This window comes from Paraburkholderia piptadeniae (genome assembly GCF_900007165.1).
In the GTDB taxonomy this organism is placed as follows: Bacteria; Pseudomonadota; Gammaproteobacteria; order Burkholderiales; family Burkholderiaceae; genus Paraburkholderia; species Paraburkholderia piptadeniae.
Genome location: NZ_CYGY02000063.1, coordinates 47,940 through 68,207, shown reverse-complemented (window position 1 = coordinate 68,207; position 20,268 = coordinate 47,940). Strand labels below are relative to the sequence as shown.

Genomic DNA, 20,268 nt, shown 5'->3' with positions numbered 1-20,268 from the left:
CAAGACTTGTTTCACGGGTTTTCCTGATGGAGTTGCTTTGTAGCGGGGGAGTGCGCCGAAGGCGACGTGTGCGCTGCAGGTGCAACGTCAAAGCACTGTGGCGCGATGCGCGAGGCGAGCGGGGCGCCCAGCCGCTCGTAGTGCAACTCATAATGTGCTGCGCACAGGTCAATGGAAAAGTCGAGAGCGACATGCGCTGCGGTGCGGTGTGCGCGTGCCCGCGCAGATGTGGGGTTCGCAAGGCAATCGAGCATGGCCGACGCGAAGTCTGACGGTTCGTCTACGCGCGCCGCCAGATAGTCGAGATCGCCGAATACTTCGGCAACTTCCGGCAGGTCCGATGCAATCGTCGGCACGCCCGCCATGCAGGCCTCGATCAGCGCGACAGGCAGGCCTTCGTATCGCGACGGAAACACGAACGCGTCAGACGCTGCGAGATACTGTGGTACGTTATCGCGCACACCGGCGAAAGTTACCCGTCCGTCAATGCCTAGCGTCTGCGCAAGTCGCTGCGCGGACTCGCGCAAGCAGCCGTCTCCTATTAGCAGCAGATGTGTACGCGAGGCCGACGAGTGCGAGCAAAGCTGTGCGAACGCTTTCAGCAGTATGTCGTGTGCTTTCGGTGAACTCGCCAAGGTGCGACCGTGAAAGGTACCGACATGCACGAAGACGAAGGCGTCGGGTGCGATGCCAAGAGAGCCGCGTACACCGGTGCGTTCTCCGGGAGCAAACCCTGTCGCGTTGCGCTCTGTATTGGCATTCGCGCCGGCGCGTGCGACGCCATTGCGTACAGTGACCACTGCGGACTTCTGCGCGCCCCGGAAATAGTCGGCATAGGCATCGGCAACTCGCGCACCGCAAGCGACCGAGGTGGCGTACAAGCGGTCGAGCAGCCATGTCCCCGCGCGCGATCGCGTTCCCTGGATCGATGTGCTGTGGATCGTACGGATGAGTCGCTGGCGAACGGTCAACGCATTGACCGCGGCGAGCACAACGTCGGCCGCGTAGAGGTGCGAATGCATGACATCGGGGCCCAACGAGCGGATCGTCCGCGCGAGCGACATGGCGCCGTCCAGCCGCCTCATCGAATGCAGCGTACGGCCGCTGACCCAGACGCCAGCATGCTCAAGCTTATCGGCGAGCTCCGCGCCCCTTTCGCCGCGGACTCCGGCAAGTAGCGCGACGCCTACCTGATGTCCGCGTCGCGTAAGTGCGAGTGCGAGTTCGGCGACCAAAGTTTCCGCGCCGCCCGCTGAGAGCGTCGGTATGACCTGAAGCACTTTCATGGTAGTGTTTCCCACAGGCCGCGCCGCGGGGCGGCCAAGGTCCGCAGGTGCGAAAGCCACGCATCGAACCGGCTCTCCCAGTCACCTTCGCGCTGCAGATATTCCTCGGCCGTCGTCGCAACAAGACCGGGCGCGGCCCGTCTCTTCTGCACGATCGTGGCAACAGCTTTTGCGATGGCCGGCCATTGGTCCGAGGTGGGATCCGGATCGACGACGAGAGCCGCATTCAGAGCACCGGCCGCCTCGGCTGCATTGCCAGCAGCGTGATTGCAGATGACGTGCAGATCTGACAACAGGTACTCCCATATTTTTGTTGGCGAGGCCACCCGATTAATCACGTGATCGTCGCGAAAGATGATGCCAAAGTCGCCAACCCGAAGATGCGCATGAAGTTCTGACGGTGCAACGCTTGCGACAATTGTTTGAATGCCGTCGGTGAGACGCTCTAGCTGGCATCGTGCGCCATCCGGGTCGGCGGTGAAAACGACGAACCGCAGCCGCTCGACATACGCACCAAGCGTCGCGACAAAGCTGGCGATTGCGGGTAGCCGTTGATAGGCCTGCGTACCACCCGAATAGACGATGACGATTTCCTCATCGGCTATGCCATAGTTCTCCCGCGTGACACGCGCAGTTGCGTGCATGAAGCGGGCGGACGACTTCACATCAAGCAGAAACGCCTTTTTGTGAAACGCCGCCTTGCCAAGCTTTTTGTGCAGATGGCTGACCATGCCATTGGAAACGACAAGATAGGCATCGCAGGCGCGCAGCACGCGAGCTTCATGGCAATGAAACCAGCGCGGCGCCCGTGCTAACGATCCATGTTGTCGTTGCCGTCGGTATTCGGTTTCCTCCGGTAAGGCGCCATGCAAATCTGCAACTTGCAGTGCGCCCTTGCCGCGCCAGAGCGTGACGGCCGCAGCTTCATGCCCTTCTGCTTGCACGATGGCGGGCCGAAGCAGCAGGCGTGCGGCGAAGACCAGAGGCCGGCACCAGTACACGGCAAGGCGCCGGCCAAACTCATACCGTGATATTGGTGGCGCCACGCACTCAATGACGCGGCGCGCTCCCCGCTCTTTTAGCGGCGCGCCCCAGCTCTGTGCGCAATGGGCGATCGGCACGAAGCGCAGTACGTTAACGTCGAAACCGCGAGCGGTATAGCTATCGACCATCTGCAGTACGCGCGTCGCATAGCCGGACGTTGGGGCGTCCGCATTGAAACATGTGATCAGCAAGACGGGGCGGTGCGACCGCCATCGGTCTAACGTCACCATCATGACAGCGCGGGCGCAGCGAACGCTGCGGTACGATGTACTGGCGTATAGCGGTGGCGCAGGAACGTCACAATGCGTTCGCTGGCCCTCCCGTCGCCGAACGGATTCTTGCGTGTCGAGCGGTCGCGATAGTACGCCTCGTCCGTGAGCAGTCGCATGCATTCGCTGACGATGCGCGTTTCATCCGTACCAACCAGCGTTACGGTGCCCGCCTCGAGCGCCTCCGGGCGCTCGGTCACATCCCGCAACACGAGCACCGGCTTGCCGAGCGATGGCGCTTCTTCCTGAATGCCGCCCGAGTCGGTGAGGATGATGGATGAACGCCGCATCATCCACACGAATTCCGGATAATCCAGCGGCTCAATAAGGTGCACATTGTGGAGGCCTGAAAGCACGGATGTGGCAATGCGCTGCACGTTCGGATTAGGGTGCACCGGGTAGACGACCTGCGCGCCGGCGTCAGACGCGATCCGCTTCAACGCCTGACATAGCGAAGCAAGACCATGCTCGTGATTCTCGCGACGATGCCCGGTCACGAGCACGATCTTGCCATCGTGTTGCAGGAACGGATAGCGCCCATGCAATGCCGCTGCGACGCCCCCATGGCGGCGTGTGAAGTCGAGCGTCATCAGCAGCGCGTCGATCACCGTGTTGCCCGTGACAACAATCGAATCACTAGGTACGGCTTCAGTGAGCAAATTGTCTCGGGCGAGTTCAGTCGGTGCGAAGTAGTGCGTGCTCACAAGGTCGACCACCCGCCTGTTCAGTTCCTCGGGCCACGGCTGCGCGAGGTCCCCGGTGCGCAGGCCCGCTTCCACGTGTCCAATGTCGACGTGCGCATAGAACGCGGCCAGGGACGTGGCCATCGCGGTGGTTGTATCACCGTGCACGAGTACGCATGCCGGTTTCACTTCCGCGAGGACGTCCGCGACGCTGGTGAGAACGTTCGCACTCAGCGTGGCAAGGTCCTGATTGTTGCGCATCAGGTCAAGATCAATATCGGCGTTAATCTCGAAGTTGGCGAAAACCTGGTCGAGCATCTGACGGTGCTGGGCGGTGGCGCACACAACCGTGCGAAGACGCGTCTCGCGTCGCAGACGGTGGATTACCGGCGCCATCTTGATGGCTTCGGGCCGGGTGCCGACGACAATGAGAATTGTGGGCTGGGTCATGACAGATCAACGGATAAGAGTGATCGGATGAATGGCGATGCGCTCAGTGGACGTATGTATGGGCCGGGCGATGTTGTGGCCAGGCGCCCTCATGACACAAGTCCGGTTGCGGTGAATGCGTAGCCGAAGCCATGCGCGACACGAATTGGCGTGCCTTGCGGACGCCTGCCCAGCTTTCGACGCAGGCGGCTCACGAGTGCCTCAAGTCGGCGCTCATCGTAGTGGCGATAGTCGTAACCGAGTGCGGCTACGATTTCTCGGCGCGATACCGGTTTGCCAGCATGCGTGAGAAGTACAGAAAGCAGTGAGCATTCAGTGGCCGTCAGTTGCACCTGCTCGCCATCGGGCGAAAGCAGCAGCCATTTGCGCGATACGAGCAGCCAGGCATCAGAAGGCTTCGCAGCGTCCTGCGGATCAGTGTCCTGCATGTGCCGGTCCTGCGTGTCACGTATGCGGCGCGCCAGACTCTCCACGGTCGCCACGAGTTCACGTGGGTCATGTGGGCGGCTCACGCAGACATCGGCGCCGCTTTCGAGCGCGGCGATGCGCGCGTCCTGCTGCTGCGCGTCCACTAGCACCGCGATGCCAAGCCGTCGATGCGCGCGTAAGCGCGCGATCGTCGCCTCGCGATTGTCAGTCGACTCGTGACTGCCGACCAGGACAATGTCACAGGGATGTGCCGCAAGATGGCGGGTGAGCGTAGCGACATCTGGAACGTCGGCGACGTGATGGCCAGCCTTGCGCAATGTCGCGCCAAGCTGGGCGCGGGTAGCAGGGTCCCGCTCAAGAATGGCGATCAACATCACTGCACGCCGCGAAACGTGTGGCCAGATGACTGTTGGCGAAGCCATGCCGTCCATGCAGATCGATCGTTTGTCTTATGAGGTAGCGGTAAGGGATGCCAATCCCCGTCCGCGCGACGCCAATCAGCCGCCGTTTTATTTTCGTTCAATGCCCCGTAAATGGTCGCTTTCTGTTTCATGTAATGCCCCGTAGCCAGTTGCTAATTCGTCGTTTTAGGTGGTGGCCATGCGCTAAAAATTCTCCAGTCACGCTTGTTGAATCGTTTTTAATGATGCGTGCGGCCCTCGGAATGTCGGGCTGAATTATTCCTTGCTTCGACTAAAACGGGGGGTGACGGATATCACACATTGGTGCGGGTTATCTATTTTGTATCAGCCCGCTCCGTCGCAGCTTCGATTCGACCGCTTTTACATGCTAATCCCGACGCGGACGTCGTTTTGGTCGTGGACCTTGCATTGCAATACCGTCACTCGAGAAGCTCATGGCTCAAGATTTCTGACGAATTCCGATCATTAATGACGCAATGGGATAACGGTCGAAAATAGGCCTTTAAACTGGCGCCCGTCTGACGAGGGTCGTTGTTTGAAATACTGTTTTTGCGAATTCGACATCACACATTTACACGCATTGAAAGAGTTCAAACATGGAACCTGTAGCGGTTTTTGCACTAGCCTTTATATTCGCTGCCGCGCTGATCAAAACTCGGGGTTGGCATTTGAAACTGACGGGCGATAGCGATCTTGCCGGCGTGCAAAAAGTGCATGGCGTGTCGGTGCCGCGCGTGGGTGGCGTTGCGGTATTCGGCAGCCTCGCGCTTTTCGTGGGGACCACGTGCTTGCTGGGCAAAAGTGATGCATCGAATGAGCTGTTGATCCTTGTTCTGGCATGCTCGTTGCCGGCTTTCGGTTCGGGCCTGATCGAAGACATGACGAAAGCCGTCGTGCCGGTGGTGCGTCTGGCGATGTCGATGATGTCTGCATTGCTCGGCTATCTGCTGCTTTCGGCGAGCGTGGGACGAACCGGCATTGAGCCCTTCGATCATCTTTTGCAGTTCGCGGTCGTTGCGATGCCGTTGACGCTCGTGGCAGTGGCAGGTGTGTCGAACGCTATCAATCTGATTGACGGCTACAACGGGCTTGCCTCAGGCGTGAGCTGCGCAGCTCTTCTCGGCATGGGCGCACTGGGCTATGAGGCTGGCGACATGGTCATCGTGGAGCTATCGCTCGTCTGCGTGGCCGCGCTGCTCGGCTTCATGATGTGGAATTTCCCGCTGGGACGGATCTTTCTCGGCGACGGCGGCGCATATTTCGCGGGGTTCGTCGTTGCGGAGCTTGCGTTGCTGCTGGTGGTGCGCAACCGCTCCATCAGCCCGTGGTCGGTGCTGCTGCTGATCGGTTACCCGGTCACTGAAACGTTGTTTTCCATCGCGCGCCGCAGGTTTATCAGCCGCACCCCGGCGGCTGAACCGGACGCAAGGCATCTGCACCATCTGGTATATCGCTGGGTGGCACTGCAACCGTGGTCGACTGACACGCGGCTGGGCGATTTGCGCAACCCGTTGACGACGATCGTGCTATGGACGCTGAACGCAGGCGCCGTCGTGCCGGCGGTGTGTCTGCACGACGATGAGCCCGCCGCGATGGCATGGCTTGCTGGCTTCGTGCTGGTTTACAGCGCGCTCTATGGCTCTCTGTATCGGTCAGGTTCGCCCGTCACGGGATTCGTGCAACGTCCGTGGATTGAGCTGTGATGCGACGCGCGGCAAATACCAAAGCTGCTGCCATGCCGGCGCCTGGCATCCTGTTCGACTTCTCGGGGATCCGCACGGGTGGCGGCGTCCAGCTTGCACTCAATTTCCTCGACAGCGTGCCGGCACGTGAGTGGCCAGGCGCGCGGCTCTTCTTTCTGCTGCCTGATTCTGGCGAGTTGGCACATTACCCGTTGAAGGTCCCCACGTCACATCAGTTGCGGTGCCCGTCACAAGTGCTAAGGCGCGCCTGGTTCGAGCGCACTGTGTTGCAATCGTTCATACGCAGGAACGGCATCACCGTCATCAAGACATTGTTCGGCGCGGGTTTACCGCATGGTCCGGAAGTGAAGAGCGTGGTCGGGGTGGCTTATCCGATCATCTGCTATCCCGAGTCGCCGTACTGGCGATATCTCCCGTGGCGCGCCGCCGTTCGCCAGCGAATCAAGAACGCGGCGCGCCGCCGCCGCCTGCTTGCAGCAGACCGGATCATCGTCGAAACATCGGTGATGCAGCGGCGCGTCGCCGCACATTGCGGTCTTGAGATGACGAAGGTGGAGGTGTTGCCACCCGCTCCGTCCGACTACGTTCGTGGCTCGCCGCGCGAACGCGCTGACAGGGAACGGGTCACGTTCCTGTTTCTGAGCGGGGCCTCGCCACACAAGAACCTATGGCGTCTGCCGGCGGTCGCGAACCGGCTGATTGACGCGGGCGTGGCCGGGCGCTTCCGGTTCCTGATCAGCTGCGAATCGGCCTCGCTTGCGAGCGAACTCGACGGGCACCCGATGGCCGCTGCCCATTTCGACTTTCGGGGAGCCGTTGCGTCGCGGGATATCCAGAACGTCTACGACGAAGCCGACGTACTGGTGAATCTGAGCGACCTCGAGAGTTACAGCAATAACTATATGGAAGCGTGGAAGGCGAATGTGCCTTTGCTTGTCAGCGACAGGGACTTTGCGCGCGAGATCTGTGGCGACAGCGCTTTCTACTGTGAGCCACACGATGTCGCGCAGATCGCGGCGAGGATGCTCGCGTTCGTGCAAGGCGAAGTTGAGCTTGAGCGTCTCGTTGCAAATGGAAAAAAGCGTTTGCAGGCTCTTGCCAGTCAGGAAGTGCGCGCCGACCGGATTCGCGCGATGTTGCTGTCCTGCGTTGCGGGGGAGGGCGTGTGGAGCTGATGATGCGCGCCGGTCGCTACGCGCTCGTGGCAAGCGTCGAGGCGGCGCTGTCGATGCTCTTCGCGCTGCCGCGCCTGCGAGCCTGCAACGCGCTAAAGGCGCTCGCATTGCGCGCGCTCGGTGCAACGATTGGCCGGCGGCCGGTGTTTTATCCAGGCGTGTGGATCATGCCGGGGCGCAACCTCGCGGTGGGCGACGACGTCGACTTTGCGCTTGGTGTCGTGGTTACGACGGCGGGTGGAGTGGAAATCGGAGACCGCGTGCTGATTGGCTATCGCACGCAGATCCTGTCTACCAATCACGTCATACCGCCGCTGCCGGGCAAGGTGTTTTCGAGCGGACATGCGGGCCGCCGGGTGACGATCGCTGCCGATGTCTGGATAGGAGCGAACAGCATCGTCCTACCGGGCGTGAGAATCGGCACTGGCGCCGTGGTTGCAGCTGGCAGCGTGGTGACGAAGGATGTGCCTGCCGGCGCGATTGTCGGCGGAAACCCCGCGCGCGTCATCCGTATGAGGGCGTGAGGACCATCTGTTTGCCAAGCTGCCTTTGGCGTCGTTGTCATTGTTCAACCTGTCGGACGAGTTTGATGATCAGGAATATTTTGGTCGTATGCACGGGCAATCTGTATCGCAGCCCCATTGCGGAGGCCTTGCTGCAAGATGCGCTGCCAGACTGCGAAGTGCGTTCGGCCGGACTGCATGCAGCCGTCGGCGTGCTCGCGCCGACGGTGCTTCGGGAGCTGTTCATGGCGCACGGTCTGTCGCGCCCACATTGGGCGCCTTGGCAGATCGGCAGCGCCGACGCCACACGCGCTGACCTGCTGCTTGTCATGGAGGCGGCACAAAAGCGGGAGGTCGAACGGCGCTTCCCGGCCGCGTCGGGAAAGACCTTCCTTTACGGTGCGTCAGCGGGTGGGGACATTGACGATCCGCATGGCGGCAATGCCGAGGTGATCCAACGTTGCTTCGAGCAAATCCGGTCATGTGTGCCTGGCTGGGTACAGCGCATCGCTGCGCTCAATGGAGTGCACGAGCATGACTGAACCCAAAAGCGAACGCTTTTTCCTGCCGTCTGATCAGCCGCGAAAGCTGTCGTACTACCTTGAGCTCGTGCTGACCAACAAGGTACTGATTCTTGTCACCGCAGCGGTGGTGGTCATGCTGGGCGTCGTGTATGTGCTAATCGTCCCGCCGACCTACGAATCGAATCTTGTCATTCAGGTCGAGGACCAGTCGGGTGGATCGAGCAACCTGCTCGGCGACCTTTCGTCGGCGCTGCAACTGAAGGCCGGCGCACCTGCCGAAATGGAGATTATCAGGTCGCGGCTAGTCGTCTCGGCGGCCGTCGACAAGCTGCGGATGTATATCGACGCGCGTCCGGTCATGCTGCCTGTGGTGGGGCGCTGGCTCCAGGTCCGACCGTCGGGTACATCAGTCAGCGCGCCGCGCTTCGGGCTCGACAGCTATGCATGGGGCGGCGAGACGCTTGAGGTCGACCGCTTCAACGTTCCGGGCGAACTCGAGGGTAAGCGGTTTACGCTGTTGAGTCTTGGCGGCGGTCGTTTCCGGCTGGCGAGCGACCAGGCGGACGTCAACGCGACTGGCCAGGTCGGCACGCCGCTCGTCTTAAGCAACGATCTCGGTACGGTGGAACTGCATGTATCGAAAATGATCGCCCGCGCAGGCGAACGCTTCGAGCTGCGCCGCTATTCACGGCTCGACGTGATCGACAGGCTGCAACGCGAACTGACAGTGCAGGAGCTTGGCCGCGAATCGGATGTGATCGGCGTCACGTTGACCGGACGCGATCGCCAGAAGACGGCGCAGGTGCTCAACGCAATCGCCACCGAATATCTTGCACAGAACCTCGAATACCATGCGCTCGAAACGCGCAGGACGATTGATTTCCTGAATGGTCAACTGCCGCGACTGAAAAAGCAGCTTGATCGTTCGGAAACCGCCTTCAATACATACCGCAACCGATACGGGACGATTGATCTTGCCGAACAGACAAAGCTGCTGCTTGAGCAATCGGTGGACGCTCAGACCAAACTGCTCGAATTGCGGCAAAAGCGCAGCGAACTGAACCAGCGCTTCACCGAGCTGAACCCGGCTGTCGGCGCACTGGATCAGCAGATTGGCACGCTGGAGAAGCAGTTGACGGGTTTCCAGCAACGGATCTCCGATCTGCCCGCACTCGAGCAGCAGCAGGTGACACTGGTGCGCAACCTGCAAGTGGATACCGATCTGTACATGAACCTGCTGAACGCGTCGCAGGAGCTTGACATCGCGCACGCTGGCAAGGTTGGCAACGTGCGGGTGGTCGACTACGCGGTAGCAGCCGAGCGGCCGGTGAAACCAAAAAAGGCGCTTGTGATGGTATTCGCGCTGATTGGCGGCCTCGGCCTCGGCATGGCTGTCGCGTTCCTGAAGTCGGCGGTGTTCGAAGGCGTGCGCGATCCAGGCTCACTTGAAGAGTCGGTCGGCTTGCCAGTGCTGGCGCAGATCCCTCGCTCGCCCAGGCAGCAAGCGCTCGATCGCGCGGCCAACGGCAATTCCGTGCTGGCGCATCGTTACCCGAATGAGCCCGCTATCGAGAGCGTGCGCAGCCTGCAGGTCGCGTTGCAGGTCATGATGCTCGACCCAGGCAAGGGCCTGATCCTGATTGTCGGGCCGAGCCCCGGAGTAGGCAAGTCATTCGTCTCGCTGAATCTGGCGACCTTGCTCGCGAACTCAGGTGAGTCGGTTGTGCTGGTCGACTGTGATCTGCGGCGAGGGCGTCTTCACAAGGCGCTTGGCCTGCCGAGGAGTCTGGGGCTCGCCGAGTTTTTGCGTGAGAAGGCAGAGCTCGACGAGGTCATCCGCAAGGGCGGCGCGCAGCTGCCGGACTTCGTCGCCTGTGGTGACTATCCCGAGGCGCCGGCGTATCTGCTGATGTCGCCGCGTTTCACCGGGTTGCTGGCCACTTTGCGAAGCCGCTATCGCTACGTAATCGTTGACACGCCGCCCGTGCTGGCGGTCGCGGATTCCGCCATTGTGGGCAGCCATGCCGATTTGTCGCTGGTCGTGGCACGCGAAGGCGCGACGTCGCTGAGCGAGCTCGAACATTCCATTGCGGCTCTCAGGCAAGGCGGCATTACACCGCGCGGCATCGTCTACAACGACATGGACATGCGCCGCGGTCAATACGGATCCCGTCGACGTCGGTACGTCGGCTACTACACGTACGGAGAGGAATAGTGAGCACACTGAATCTCGTGCCGGGCTCATCCGCCGGTTCAATCGCAGCCGAAGAAACGACGACGTACGACGCCTGTGTAATCGGGCTTGGTTATATCGGCCTGCCGACGGCGGCGATCGCAGCCCAACGCTCGATTCGCGTGCTCGGCGTCGACATCGATGCCCGCGTGATCGAGGCGGTCTCGCGCGGCACGATTCACATCGAAGAGCCCGGGCTCGCCGAGCAGGTCGCGCATGCAGTGGAACGCAAGATGCTCAGTGTGGCACGCCTGCCGGAACCGGCATCAGTGTTCCTGATCGCCGTGCCCACGCCGTTCACCGACGGTCACGTTCCGGACCTGAAGTATGTGCGCAGCGCGGCTCTGTCGGTTGCGCCAGTGCTCAAGCGGGGCGATCTCGTTGTCCTGGAATCGACCTGCCCGGTCGGTGCGACGGAGCAGATGTGCGAGTGGCTCGCGCATGCGCGGCCCGATCTCACGTTCCCGCACCGGGGCGACACCGCGACGCCCGATGTGTTCGTCGCCTATTGTCCCGAGCGCGTACTGCCTGGTCGCACCTGCATCGAACTCGTGAAGAACGATCGCGTAATTGGCGGTATCACGCCTGCGTGCGCGCATCGCGCAGCGGCGTTTTACCGTCGCTTTGTGGAGGGCGATTGCGCGGTGACGGATGTGCGTACGGCCGAACTGTGCAAGCTGTCTGAGAACAGTTTTCGGGACGTGAACATTGCATTTGCGAATGAGCTCTCGCTGGTCGCGGCGCGCTTCAATGTGGATGTCTGGACGCTGATCCGTCTCGCGAACCGTCACCCGCGCGTGAATATTCTTGAGCCGGGACCAGGCGTCGGTGGGCATTGCATCGCGGTCGATCCGTGGTTCATCGTGAGTGGCGCGCCAGATGAGTCACGTCTGATCCGCAAGGCGCGCGAAGTCAACGACTACAAACCGCAGTGGGTGCTCGATAAGGTGCGCCGCGCGATTGCAGGCCATCGCGAGAAGGGCCCCGTCGAAAACGTGTGCATCGCGGTGATGGGGCTGGCATTCAAGCCAGATGTCGACGACCTGCGCGAAAGTCCGGCAGTTGCGATCGCCCATGCGCTGATGCGCGAACCCGGCTGCCAGCTGCTGATTGCAGAACCGCATATCGATACGCTGCCGGCGGAGCTGCAGGGCCCGAACGCATGGCTCATCGAAGCGGACGCAGCCATAGCGATGGCGGACGTGTGCGTCGTGCTCGTCAAGCATCGTGCATTTCTGTCGCTCGATCTTGCCCAGTTGACCGGCAAGACGATCGTCGACACGAAGGGACTGTGGCAATAACGTGCGCGGCATTCGAGTTCCGGCCATTGCGCGAATCGCAAACCTCACGCGCAGCCCGTCGTTTGCAAGGCTCACCAGCAATGCCGGCTGGAGCGTTGGCGGCGCGCTCGCCGGGCGAATCGCGGCGCTTGTCTCAGCAGTGCTTCTTGCGCGCATCCTCGGTCCGGCGCGCTACGGCGAGTACGTGCTGGTACTGGCCACAGTCACTTCGGTCGCCAGTCTCTCGACAAGCGGCCTGGGGCTGGCCGCCAGCAAATATCTGGGGGACTTTCATGGCGCAATCGAGTCGCGTCGGGACGTCGGCGTGGTGGTCGTCGGAATGAGCGCGTTTGGCTATGCTGGGCTTTCGGGTGTCGCGCTTGCACTGGTCGCGCCGCTACTCGCATTGTGGCATTTTCATCACGCGGCGATGCGCGGTCTGCTTGAGCTTGGGTCACTGGCCGTCGTGCCAGCGATCGTACAGGGCGTGGTGCAGGGCGCACTGAACGGGCTGGAGCGCTTTCGTACGAATGCGCTGATGACGACCAGCAGCGCGTTGTCGCTCGCGTGCACCGTCCCGTTCTGCGCGTGGCTTGCGGGCGCGGCAGGTGCACTCTGTGCGTTGATCGCCGTGACGGGCGCGTGGTCGTTTTATGGTGTGTGGGTAGCACGAGCGGGCATCGACTGGCGCGGCGCGTTACGCACGGCATGGCTGCGCGACGAGACCCGCCGCTTTGTTGCGCTTGGCACGCCGGTCGTAATGAGTGCACTCGTGATGGCGCCGATCAACTGGATCGCGCTGTCGTTGCTCGCGAGTACGCCCGCTGGCTTTGCACAGGTGGGGCAGTTCAATGCTGCTTATCAGTGGTATATCGGCCTGACTTTCATTCCGGCGGTCATCGCCGGGACGGTGCTGCCTGTACTGTCGCGGATGCGCGCATCGGGCGATGGCCACGGCTTCGCGTTGCTGACACGTCACAGCATCGTCGCCAATACGCTCGTCGCGTGCGCGTCTTCGCTGGTAGTAGGACTTGTCGCAGGGCGGCTGATGGCGCTGTATGGGGCCGCCTACCGCGACGCCGCTCCGCTGCTGCGCTGGCTTGCGGTGGCTGCGGCGGCAAACGGTCTTAACGCGGCAATCGGCCAGATCATGACGGCGAGCAACCGTTTATGGATCGGTCTCTTCGTGAACCTGCTGTGGAGCGCCATCTATCTCGGCTGGGCGAGCTGGCAGGTGCCGCGTGTGGGCGCGCTGGGCCTTGCGCAAGGACTCGTGGTCGCATATGTGGTGCACACACTGATTCATCTCGGTTTTTTGCGTCGGCATGTGCGTGAAGCGGCCGCCGGCGAGCGCCACGGGAGACCCGCATGAGCAGCGCGGTCTTCGTCGATGTGCTCAACCTCGTGTGCACGCTTGTCGGGTCGGTATGGCTCGTGCGGCGTGACCGGTTCTGCGGCTTCTTTGCACTGGTGGCGAGCTATTACGCGTTCCTCGTCCTTGTATTCCATCTGGGCGGTGTGTTCATCCATCAGGAAGGATTCACCGGCAAGATCTACGAAATCGACGAACGCACCTTTGTGCAGGTAAGTCTGTATGCAGCCACCTTCAACACACTGTTTCTCGTGGTGTTGTCGGTGGGCGCCCGGCCCTTCGAACTGGCGCAGCGCCTGACAGACATCGATATGGGCCTGGTTACCAACGTCTATTTCGGCCTGTTCATAATCGGCGCGGTGCTTTACTTCTTCGAATCGAGCTCGTTCGATTACGCCGGCTATGTGTCGTTTCGCGGCGTCGCCTATGGCTGGGTACTGCTGATCGTCGGTACGTCCTCTCTCGTAACAGCCTATCTGCGCCGCAGCTATCTGTATCTCGCGACTGTGCTGCTGGTTTATGCGTATTTCTGCTTCAAGACAGGCGTGCGCTCGTTTTTGCAGATGCCATTGCTGCCGCTCGCGATCCTGTCACTGGCGAACTCGGACCGCGATCTCGGCAAGAAGCTTGCGCTGTACGGTGGCGTGCTGCTCACTGCTGCGTTTGCGCTACTGTTTCTGCGCTCAAGCGGGGAATTGGCACTACCCGAGATATTTCTCGTCCATGGACTGCACGTGGTCTTCTATTCTTACAGCGGCAACGACCAGCATACGGTATCGCCGCTGATCGGATTCGCTATTGGCTTCGTCAATTTCTTCGCGAAGATTGACCTCGATTCGCTCGACCCGGCTATCCGCTTTGCGCAGGATTTTTTCGGTTTCACCACACCCGATGGGTTCTATCACATGCCGTTCACCTGGTACGCGGATTCATTCGCAGCACACGGTTATATGGGGGTAGCGTACGGCGCAGTATGGGCCGTGCTTATTCGCGGACTCAAATGGCTGGTGTTGCGCGATCCGCTCACCCTTGCAGCGTTCCTTCCGCAGGTGTGCTGGGTGTGTTTCTTCGTGATTCGCGGAGCGGCGGCAAATGCAACCAATTCAATCACGACGGCGATCTGGCTCTCGATCGCGGTATACGGCTTTCTCAGAATCGCATCCGTTGGAGCAATGCAACGTGCGCGTTAGCGGATGCGGTTTCCGCACAGGCTCATATTTTCCAGAACCTAGCATTCATGAAACAGATTGCTGTCACTCTTGCCTCTCTATTGTGTGTCGTCCTGGCCGGCTGTGCAGCCGCCCCGGGCATGCGATTCAATCCCGGTCCGGCCACGCAGACGCAGGGCGGCGACCACCTCGTTGTCAACGGTCAGCACTATGTGCTGTTGCCGCTTACGGTCGCGGGCGTAAACTCGGTCGCGTCGACGCCCTTGCGTCCGGCGGCGCCTGTATCGGCGACGGATCTCGCGCAGCCGAACGACGTTTATAAGTATCGGGTGGGGGCGGGTGACGTACTGCATGTCGTTGTATGGGATCATCCGGAGCTGAACAACCCGGGCATCGGCGCACAGGTCGCGGGAGGGACGCAGCTGGGCAGTGCACAGTCGCTTGCCGCACAGGCGGTCGCGTCCGCCAATGGCGGCGACGCGCTCGGACGGGTTGTACAGGCGGACGGGACGATCTACTACCCGTATGTTGGTGCGTTGCGCGTTGCGGGCAAGTCGGTGCCGGAAATTCGCCGTGAGCTGACGTTGGGCATTTCACGCTACGTGCGTGCGCCCCAGCTCGACGTGACCGTAATGAGCTTTCGGAGCCAGAAGGTGTACGTGACAGGCGAAGTCAGGCAGCCCGAGGTACTACCTTTAACTGACGTGCCCTTGAACGTCGCCGATGCAATCGGGCTTTCCGGTGGCGTGACGCCCGACGCCGACCTGGCCGGCGCGACGCTCACCCGGGGACACGTGCAGATCTCAGTGGACCTTTATCGGCTGCTGTATCGTGGGGATATGCGCAATAATCTGCGGCTCGTCGATGGGGACATCATCGACATTCCTAACCGGCGCATCAAAAAGGTGTTCCTGATGGGCGAAGTCGCCAAACCGTTGTCGATTCCGATGCCGACTGACGGTCCGTATACCCTGGCTGAAGCGTTGAACGATGGGGGCGGAATGAACCCGCTGACCTCGAACGCCAGGCAGCTGTACCTCGTGCGGGCAAGCGGCCCCGATACGACCACAGTGTTCCATCTCGACTGTTCGTCACCTGTCGCGGTCGCGCTCGCCGATCAGATCGTGCTGTCGCCGCGCGACATAATTTACCTCGATACGGCGAGCGTCACGCGATTCGGCCGGGTCGTATCGCAACTGGTGCCGTTCGCCGGTGGCCTGGCAAATATCAAGACCCTAGGCATGTAATGCGCATGGGAATCTCAGCGACCATCGCGAAGGAGCACGACATGCAAGTAAAACGCCGGCGTTTTCTGTTTGGCTCACTGATGGCGGGCGCATCCGTGTTACCTGCGCGCGCTGGCACGCAGCAGCCCCAGACACCGTCCGGCGACGGTGTGTCGGTTTATAAATTCGGCGCCGTGGGCGACGGCCGGACTGACGATAGTGAGGCAATCCAGCGTTGCCTGTCCTATGCGGCACGCGCGCGCTGCCGGCGAGTGCTTGTTGGTGCGAATCACGTGATTACCGACCTCGATCTGACAGGTCTCTACTACGGCGGTCTCATCATCGAGGGAACCAATACTACGCACCAGCCTGTGCCTGGCCACGCGAACTTCATCGTGCGTGGTACCGCGTCGCAGGGACTGGATATATCCGGCACGTCGGGCCTCGTATTGCGCAACCTGACGTTTGCGGGCTTGCCTTCCGACGCGCCGCGCAGTGCGGTCTTCGCTTCGCGCGTGGCAGGCGCCAACGAAAGTTATGGCCATTCCTTCGAGAACGTGCGCTGCTATGGGCGGTTCACCTGCGCGGCGTTGTACAACTATGCGGGCGAGGTGTGGAGTTTCCGGCAGGGGGACTATCGCAACGACGCCGGGTTTGCGACGTTGTATTTCACGACCTTCAACTCACTAGGCCTGAAGTCGAAGTTCCGCGAAACGGATGCGCACGTGCGCCCGCTGACCGTTACAACGCTTGGCAACCTGACCGTTTATTACAACGCACGGGATGGCGCGGCAATCTGGTTCGAGCAGGACCCGGGCACACCGCCCGACGCGACGGTGCAGCAGATCAAGATCGAGGACTGTTACGTCGTCGCACGCGGCCAAGCCCGAGCTACGTTCAGATTCTCTGACATCATGGGCAACGTGCGGATCGTCGCATGTAGAGACGAATCGTTTGCACGCGGCGATTCCGATGCGGCCGTCACCTGCATTCTGGTCGACGGCATGCGAAACCTACGCGGGTTGACGCTGGAAGACAACGTGTTCTTTCCGCGCTCGTTTGTGATCGACGCACTCGCACCCGTGCAGGACTACCGGGCCGCGGGGAACTATGTCTGGAACAAGCCACGTGTCTGGCGCTTTACGCAACTGGCCAACGCGACGCATGCGACGCTATACGGCAATGAGCTCTTCGTTGTTACTGGACGCGCAGATCGCGTCGAAGTCAGCGCCGTAAATCGTCAGACGGGCGTGAACAATGTGCGTATGACACTGCGTAGCTGAAAAGAATCCAGCTCAGGCTTTGAGGTGAGGTAGCTGCAGCATGGCCGTCTGAAACCGCAGCGCAGTGGCCAGGTAGTCTTATGCAGTGCGCATCAACTCTTCCTTCCCATCTCCAGTCTGGCCGAGGGGCATCTGGACTGGAGCGCCGGGAGCGGTTCGCTTGGCGAGTATCCCGATGTCACACAGATCGCAGTCGACGGCAAAAATGCTGCTCGCTGGGTGAGGTCCTTTGCCGCAAAGCACCAGGTTGATCCCAGACACCTGCCGCGCTTTGCAGAGTGCAGCTATCGCAGTAACGCGTGCGGTGCAAAAGCAGCAGGCAGATAGTTATGAGCGTCAGCTAGTGACAGACGTCACTGCATGCGGCAATGCGACGCCGTACGATTTTCCTTGCCGAGGGATTCTACGAGATGCCATCAAAGCAATGACAAAGACGAAATTTTTGCTCGCTACGAGCCGTAGTCGCGACCACGACGATCAGATCCGGGCGTCGTTTGCGACCCGCTCCCTTCACGATCTGCTGTCGGAAGAGGAAATCCGCCAAGTCCAGCAATGGACCGACGAGTGGTTGATTCTGGCAGTGAAGGAGGGGGTCCTGAAATGGCCCCATGCGATTGACGAAGCAACGATCCGAGATATTCAGACTTGCTACAGAATGAAGATGACGCCGGAAGAAGCGGTGCATTTCTTCAGTCGCATGGGTGATGAAGGCACGTTGTTCTGACCTTTGCTGATCGTTCCTGACGCGCCATGTGCCATATAGTTAGTATGACTATACACTTGCGGACGCCATAGCTAGGAAACCATCGAAGCGTGCACGTACGACACCAACCATTCGCATTGAGCGCCATGTCACTCGCCGTGGCTCTCACGCTCTCGGTGGCTGCACAGGCGGCCGCTCCACCTGTGCTGAATTCGCTCGGGCAGGCAGGCGGGCTGGTCATTCCTTATGCGTTTGCTTTGCCAGAAGGGACTGCGGAGGCTCAATACAACCACTTTCTGGATCCCCGCTTCGGTGCGCGCGCGACCGGCGCGCAGATGTACTGGGGAGCGGTGGGTCTCTTGCCCTATGTCGAGGTGTCAGGCGGGCTGGCCAATTACCCGGGCAACGTGCCCGCGGCCTTCTCCGGTGCTGATCATTTCTTGTTCCGGCATCTGATGGCCGACGTCAAGGTGCAGGTTCCACGGTTTTTCCGCTACCAGCCGGCGATCGCATTTGGCATGACGGATGTTGGCGGCCAGACGCATTATTTCCGTTCGACATACGGTGTCGTCTCGCAGAGCTTCGGACCTGCGACACTGAGCGTTGGCTACGGGCAGGGCGATCGCCTTAACGGGATCTTTGGTGGTGCGGAGGTATCGCTTTGGAACACCGGAGCGTCGCTGCTCGTGGAAGACGACTCGAAAACGCCCTATGCGGGTTTTCGTTACCAGTCACCCGGAGTCAGTTGGCTTGCCGGCGCGAGCTTCGTTGGAACGGTGTTGCGGTCGCTGCGTTCGACGTACGGCGTTGCTCCGCGCACTTCATTCTCGGTTGGCGTGCAGATTCCGCTTGGACACCGCTTTGACGCTTCACCCGTCGAACACACGCCCGCGGACTCGAATCTGCCAGCAAACATCGGTGTAGAGGACAACCTTGCTGCGCATGCGGGTGCGCTGCCGCCAGACATGCGGGGCCTGGCAGCCGAACTACCGCCCGCGTCGCACGTTGACATCGCGGACCGCGATTTCGCCGTTGCGCCGACGCGTCCAGCTACCCGATTGACGCTTGCAGGCGTCGATGACGTGTGGTCCGGAAGGGAGCGGGTCGCGCAATTGCCGGAGCCCGCGAAATCCGATTCCGTTGTCGACGAAACGGCAGCGCTCGATACCGTCGCCGCGCAGCTGTTTGCTGCGGGACTGGAACGTGTGCGCGTGGGTGTCCGCGAGCGTGACCTGATCGTCGAATACGAAAATCACCGCTACAACCAGAACGAAGCTGACGCGCTTGGCATCGTGCTCGGTGTGGCTAGCGCGGGTGCGCCGCGCGAAGTGGAACGGATCCACGCGGTAATCAAGAAAGATAACCAGATATTGGGGGAGCTGACTGTCACTCGCGATGCCTATGCGCAGTTCCTCGTGAGCGGTACGCCTGGCGATCTGGCTATATCGATGACGATGCGCTTGCGACCCGACTACGATGCGAATTCTGTCGAATGGCACGGGGACGAGCACCGACATGGTCTTACGCGCCTTGAGGTCAGGCCGATCGCGAGTTATCTGTTCGGCACCGAATACGGGAATTTGGATGCGTCGATCGGCGTCAACGTTGTGGGCCACATACCGCTGTGGAAGGGTGCTGAGCTGATCGGCAGCTACGTGGCGCCCATCTATCACACGGCGAACATGGATGACGGCCGCGTCTACAGCAAATACAGGTTGCAGGCTGGCTTGTCAGATGCCGCCCTCGCACAGAGTTTCTGGATCGCGCCGCAGGTCTTGAACGTGCTGGCAGTCGGCAAGTTCGATTTCCACTACGTGGGTGCCGAAAACGAAACGACTTTATTCGTTCCGGGCCACCCCGATCTGGTGCGATTACGTCTCGCGTATCTGCATCAGCAGCCGGGTACCGACCACCTGCCGCATGAGATCAATGCATCACTCACGTATCGCTGGGTGCAGCCCGCCTGGAAGCTTTGGGTCGAAGCCGGCGCGGCGCGTTTTGTCGGCGGAGACAAGGGACCATTGATTACCTTCACGCGCTGGTTTGACGACGTTTCGTTTAGTGTGCATGCCGAGCATAGCGGACAGGGTACTTATGCGGGCCTCGCCATCGGCTTCCCGCTGACCCCGCGACAGGGCATGAAACCCGGCATCACGCAGATCGATGGCGCTGACCACTTCGCTCTCGACTTCCGCACCCGCGTCGGCGCCCCCAATTATGTCGCTCCGAACGCGGTTGAAAATCTCGGCTTTGCTTATGGCACGCAGAAGATGCTGCTGAACGAGGGTCGCTTCAGCGCACAGTATTTTGCGACCCAGTTGAAGCGCATGCGGGACGCATACGAGCGCTACGCCGCTGCGCCGACCGGATTGGTGACGGTGTCACGCTCGTCAGGCGCGGTATCTGCGATCGGCGCGACGAAGGGGCGCGTGGCGTGTGCGAATTTCTATCGGGCGACAGGTGCTCAGGCCCAACAGCTCAATGGTTGTCAGTAACTTCCTTCTGGAGAGACCG

General features: G+C 61.0%; 17 protein-coding genes. 13 read left to right on the top strand and 4 right to left on the bottom strand.

Translation table 11 applies throughout. The annotated features are described in order from the left end of the window. Positions 1-11: 11 nt before the first annotated feature. The 4 genes from BN2476_RS30360 to BN2476_RS30345 all read right to left on the bottom strand — a co-directional run bounded on the left by BN2476_RS30360 (position 12) and on the right by BN2476_RS30345 (position 4,535). Positions 12-1,286 (bottom strand): glycosyltransferase, encoded by a 1,275-nt coding sequence (locus tag BN2476_RS30360; RefSeq protein WP_087737903.1) that lies wholly within the window; start codon positions 1,284-1,286, stop codon positions 12-14. Beyond that, complete coding sequence (locus BN2476_RS30355; protein ID WP_227746903.1) at positions 1,283-2,560, bottom strand: glycosyltransferase; 1,278 nt, start codon at positions 2,558-2,560, stop codon at positions 1,283-1,285. Before BN2476_RS30355 ends, BN2476_RS30360 begins: the two co-directional genes overlap by 4 nt. After that, positions 2,560-3,732, bottom strand: coding sequence for a non-hydrolyzing UDP-N-acetylglucosamine 2-epimerase (gene wecB / locus BN2476_RS30350; RefSeq protein WP_087737902.1), 1,173 nt, complete (start codon positions 3,730-3,732; stop codon positions 2,560-2,562). Before wecB ends, BN2476_RS30355 begins: the two co-directional genes overlap by 1 nt. A gap of 89 nt (positions 3,733-3,821) precedes the next feature. Beyond that, on the bottom strand, positions 3,822-4,535 hold the full coding sequence (locus tag BN2476_RS30345; protein WP_160111786.1) for a response regulator transcription factor: 714 nt from the start codon (positions 4,533-4,535) through the stop codon (positions 3,822-3,824). Between BN2476_RS30345 and BN2476_RS47760 the strand changes: the two genes are divergently transcribed. The 13 genes from BN2476_RS47760 (at position 4,522) to BN2476_RS30290 (ending at position 20,249) form a co-directional block, all read left to right on the top strand. Beyond that, positions 4,522-4,728: a hypothetical protein gene (locus tag BN2476_RS47760; RefSeq protein ID WP_218274555.1), complete on the top strand. Its 207-nt coding sequence runs from the start codon at positions 4,522-4,524 to the stop codon at positions 4,726-4,728. The two genes, BN2476_RS30345 and BN2476_RS47760, sit on opposite strands and share 14 nt — an antisense overlap. A 451-nt stretch (positions 4,729-5,179) precedes the next feature. Further along, the gene (locus BN2476_RS30340; protein ID WP_087737900.1) at positions 5,180-6,286 is read left to right on the top strand and encodes an MraY family glycosyltransferase; all 1,107 of its coding nucleotides are present in this window, start codon (positions 5,180-5,182) and stop codon (positions 6,284-6,286) included. Between the two features lie 32 nt (positions 6,287-6,318). Beyond that, positions 6,319-7,461 (top strand): glycosyltransferase family 4 protein, encoded by a 1,143-nt coding sequence (locus tag BN2476_RS30335; protein WP_160111784.1) that lies wholly within the window; start codon positions 6,319-6,321, stop codon positions 7,459-7,461. Beyond that, positions 7,461-7,985 carry an acyltransferase gene (locus BN2476_RS30330; protein ID WP_152760314.1) on the top strand — a complete coding sequence of 175 codons (525 nt, stop codon included), beginning with the start codon at positions 7,461-7,463 and terminating at the stop codon, positions 7,983-7,985. Before BN2476_RS30335 ends, BN2476_RS30330 begins: the two co-directional genes overlap by 1 nt. 65 nt (positions 7,986-8,050) lie before the next feature. Next, entirely contained in the window at positions 8,051-8,506 is a 456-nt protein-coding gene (locus BN2476_RS30325) for an arsenate reductase/protein-tyrosine-phosphatase family protein (RefSeq protein ID WP_087737898.1), read from the top strand. After that, a complete protein-coding gene (locus BN2476_RS30320; RefSeq protein ID WP_160111783.1) occupies positions 8,499-10,703 on the top strand; it encodes a GNVR domain-containing protein in 2,205 nt (734 codons plus the stop codon). Before BN2476_RS30325 ends, BN2476_RS30320 begins: the two co-directional genes overlap by 8 nt. Before the next feature lie 41 nt (positions 10,704-10,744). Further along, complete coding sequence (gene wecC, locus BN2476_RS30315; protein ID WP_087737952.1) at positions 10,745-12,022, top strand: UDP-N-acetyl-D-mannosamine dehydrogenase; 1,278 nt, start codon at positions 10,745-10,747, stop codon at positions 12,020-12,022. 1 nt (position 12,023) lies between these two features. Further along, positions 12,024-13,373: an oligosaccharide flippase family protein gene (locus BN2476_RS30310; protein ID WP_087737896.1), complete on the top strand. Its 1,350-nt coding sequence runs from the start codon at positions 12,024-12,026 to the stop codon at positions 13,371-13,373. Further along, positions 13,370-14,563 carry a hypothetical protein gene (locus BN2476_RS46680; RefSeq protein ID WP_160111782.1) on the top strand — a complete coding sequence of 398 codons (1,194 nt, stop codon included), beginning with the start codon at positions 13,370-13,372 and terminating at the stop codon, positions 14,561-14,563. Before BN2476_RS30310 ends, BN2476_RS46680 begins: the two co-directional genes overlap by 4 nt. Before the next feature lie 119 nt (positions 14,564-14,682). Beyond that, positions 14,683-15,789 carry a polysaccharide biosynthesis/export family protein gene (locus BN2476_RS30305; protein WP_160111781.1) on the top strand — a complete coding sequence of 369 codons (1,107 nt, stop codon included), beginning with the start codon at positions 14,683-14,685 and terminating at the stop codon, positions 15,787-15,789. Positions 15,790-15,830: 41 nt separating this feature from the next. After that, positions 15,831-17,051, top strand: coding sequence for a hypothetical protein (locus BN2476_RS30300; RefSeq protein ID WP_143811078.1), 1,221 nt, complete (start codon positions 15,831-15,833; stop codon positions 17,049-17,051). A 424-nt stretch (positions 17,052-17,475) separates the two neighbouring features. Next, complete coding sequence (locus BN2476_RS30295) at positions 17,476-17,775, top strand: hypothetical protein (protein ID WP_087737893.1); 300 nt, start codon at positions 17,476-17,478, stop codon at positions 17,773-17,775. Between the two features lie 125 nt (positions 17,776-17,900). Further along, positions 17,901-20,249, top strand: a complete 2,349-nt coding sequence (locus BN2476_RS30290; protein ID WP_087737892.1) for a YjbH domain-containing protein — start codon at positions 17,901-17,903, stop codon at positions 20,247-20,249. The last annotated feature ends 19 nt before the right edge of the window (positions 20,250-20,268 follow it).

Bases quoted from the DNA above. Each gene is read 5' to 3' on its own strand.
- BN2476_RS30320 (WP_160111783.1), top strand. From the start codon at position 8,499: ATGACTGAACCCAAAAGCGAACGCTTTTTCCTGCCGTCTGATCAGCCG.
- BN2476_RS30330 (WP_152760314.1), top strand. From the start codon at position 7,461: ATGATGCGCGCCGGTCGCTACGCGCTCGTGGCAAGCGTCGAGGCGGCG.
- wecB (WP_087737902.1), bottom strand. From the start codon at position 3,732: ATGACCCAGCCCACAATTCTCATTGTCGTCGGCACCCGGCCCGAAGCC.
- BN2476_RS30325 (WP_087737898.1), top strand. From the start codon at position 8,051: ATGATCAGGAATATTTTGGTCGTATGCACGGGCAATCTGTATCGCAGC.
- BN2476_RS30305 (WP_160111781.1), top strand. From the start codon at position 14,683: ATGCGATTCAATCCCGGTCCGGCCACGCAGACGCAGGGCGGCGACCAC.
- BN2476_RS30300 (WP_143811078.1), top strand. From the start codon at position 15,831: ATGCAAGTAAAACGCCGGCGTTTTCTGTTTGGCTCACTGATGGCGGGC.
- BN2476_RS47760 (WP_218274555.1), top strand. From the start codon at position 4,522: ATGGCGATCAACATCACTGCACGCCGCGAAACGTGTGGCCAGATGACT.
- BN2476_RS30355 (WP_227746903.1), bottom strand. From the start codon at position 2,560: ATGGTGACGTTAGACCGATGGCGGTCGCACCGCCCCGTCTTGCTGATC.
- BN2476_RS30290 (WP_087737892.1), top strand. From the start codon at position 17,901: ATGTCACTCGCCGTGGCTCTCACGCTCTCGGTGGCTGCACAGGCGGCC.
- BN2476_RS46680 (WP_160111782.1), top strand. From the start codon at position 13,370: ATGAGCAGCGCGGTCTTCGTCGATGTGCTCAACCTCGTGTGCACGCTT.
- BN2476_RS30335 (WP_160111784.1), top strand. From the start codon at position 6,319: ATGCCGGCGCCTGGCATCCTGTTCGACTTCTCGGGGATCCGCACGGGT.
- BN2476_RS30345 (WP_160111786.1), bottom strand. From the start codon at position 4,535: ATGTTGATCGCCATTCTTGAGCGGGACCCTGCTACCCGCGCCCAGCTT.
- BN2476_RS30295 (WP_087737893.1), top strand. From the start codon at position 17,476: ATGACAAAGACGAAATTTTTGCTCGCTACGAGCCGTAGTCGCGACCAC.
- BN2476_RS30360 (WP_087737903.1), bottom strand. From the start codon at position 1,286: ATGAAAGTGCTTCAGGTCATACCGACGCTCTCAGCGGGCGGCGCGGAA.
- BN2476_RS30340 (WP_087737900.1), top strand. From the start codon at position 5,180: ATGGAACCTGTAGCGGTTTTTGCACTAGCCTTTATATTCGCTGCCGCG.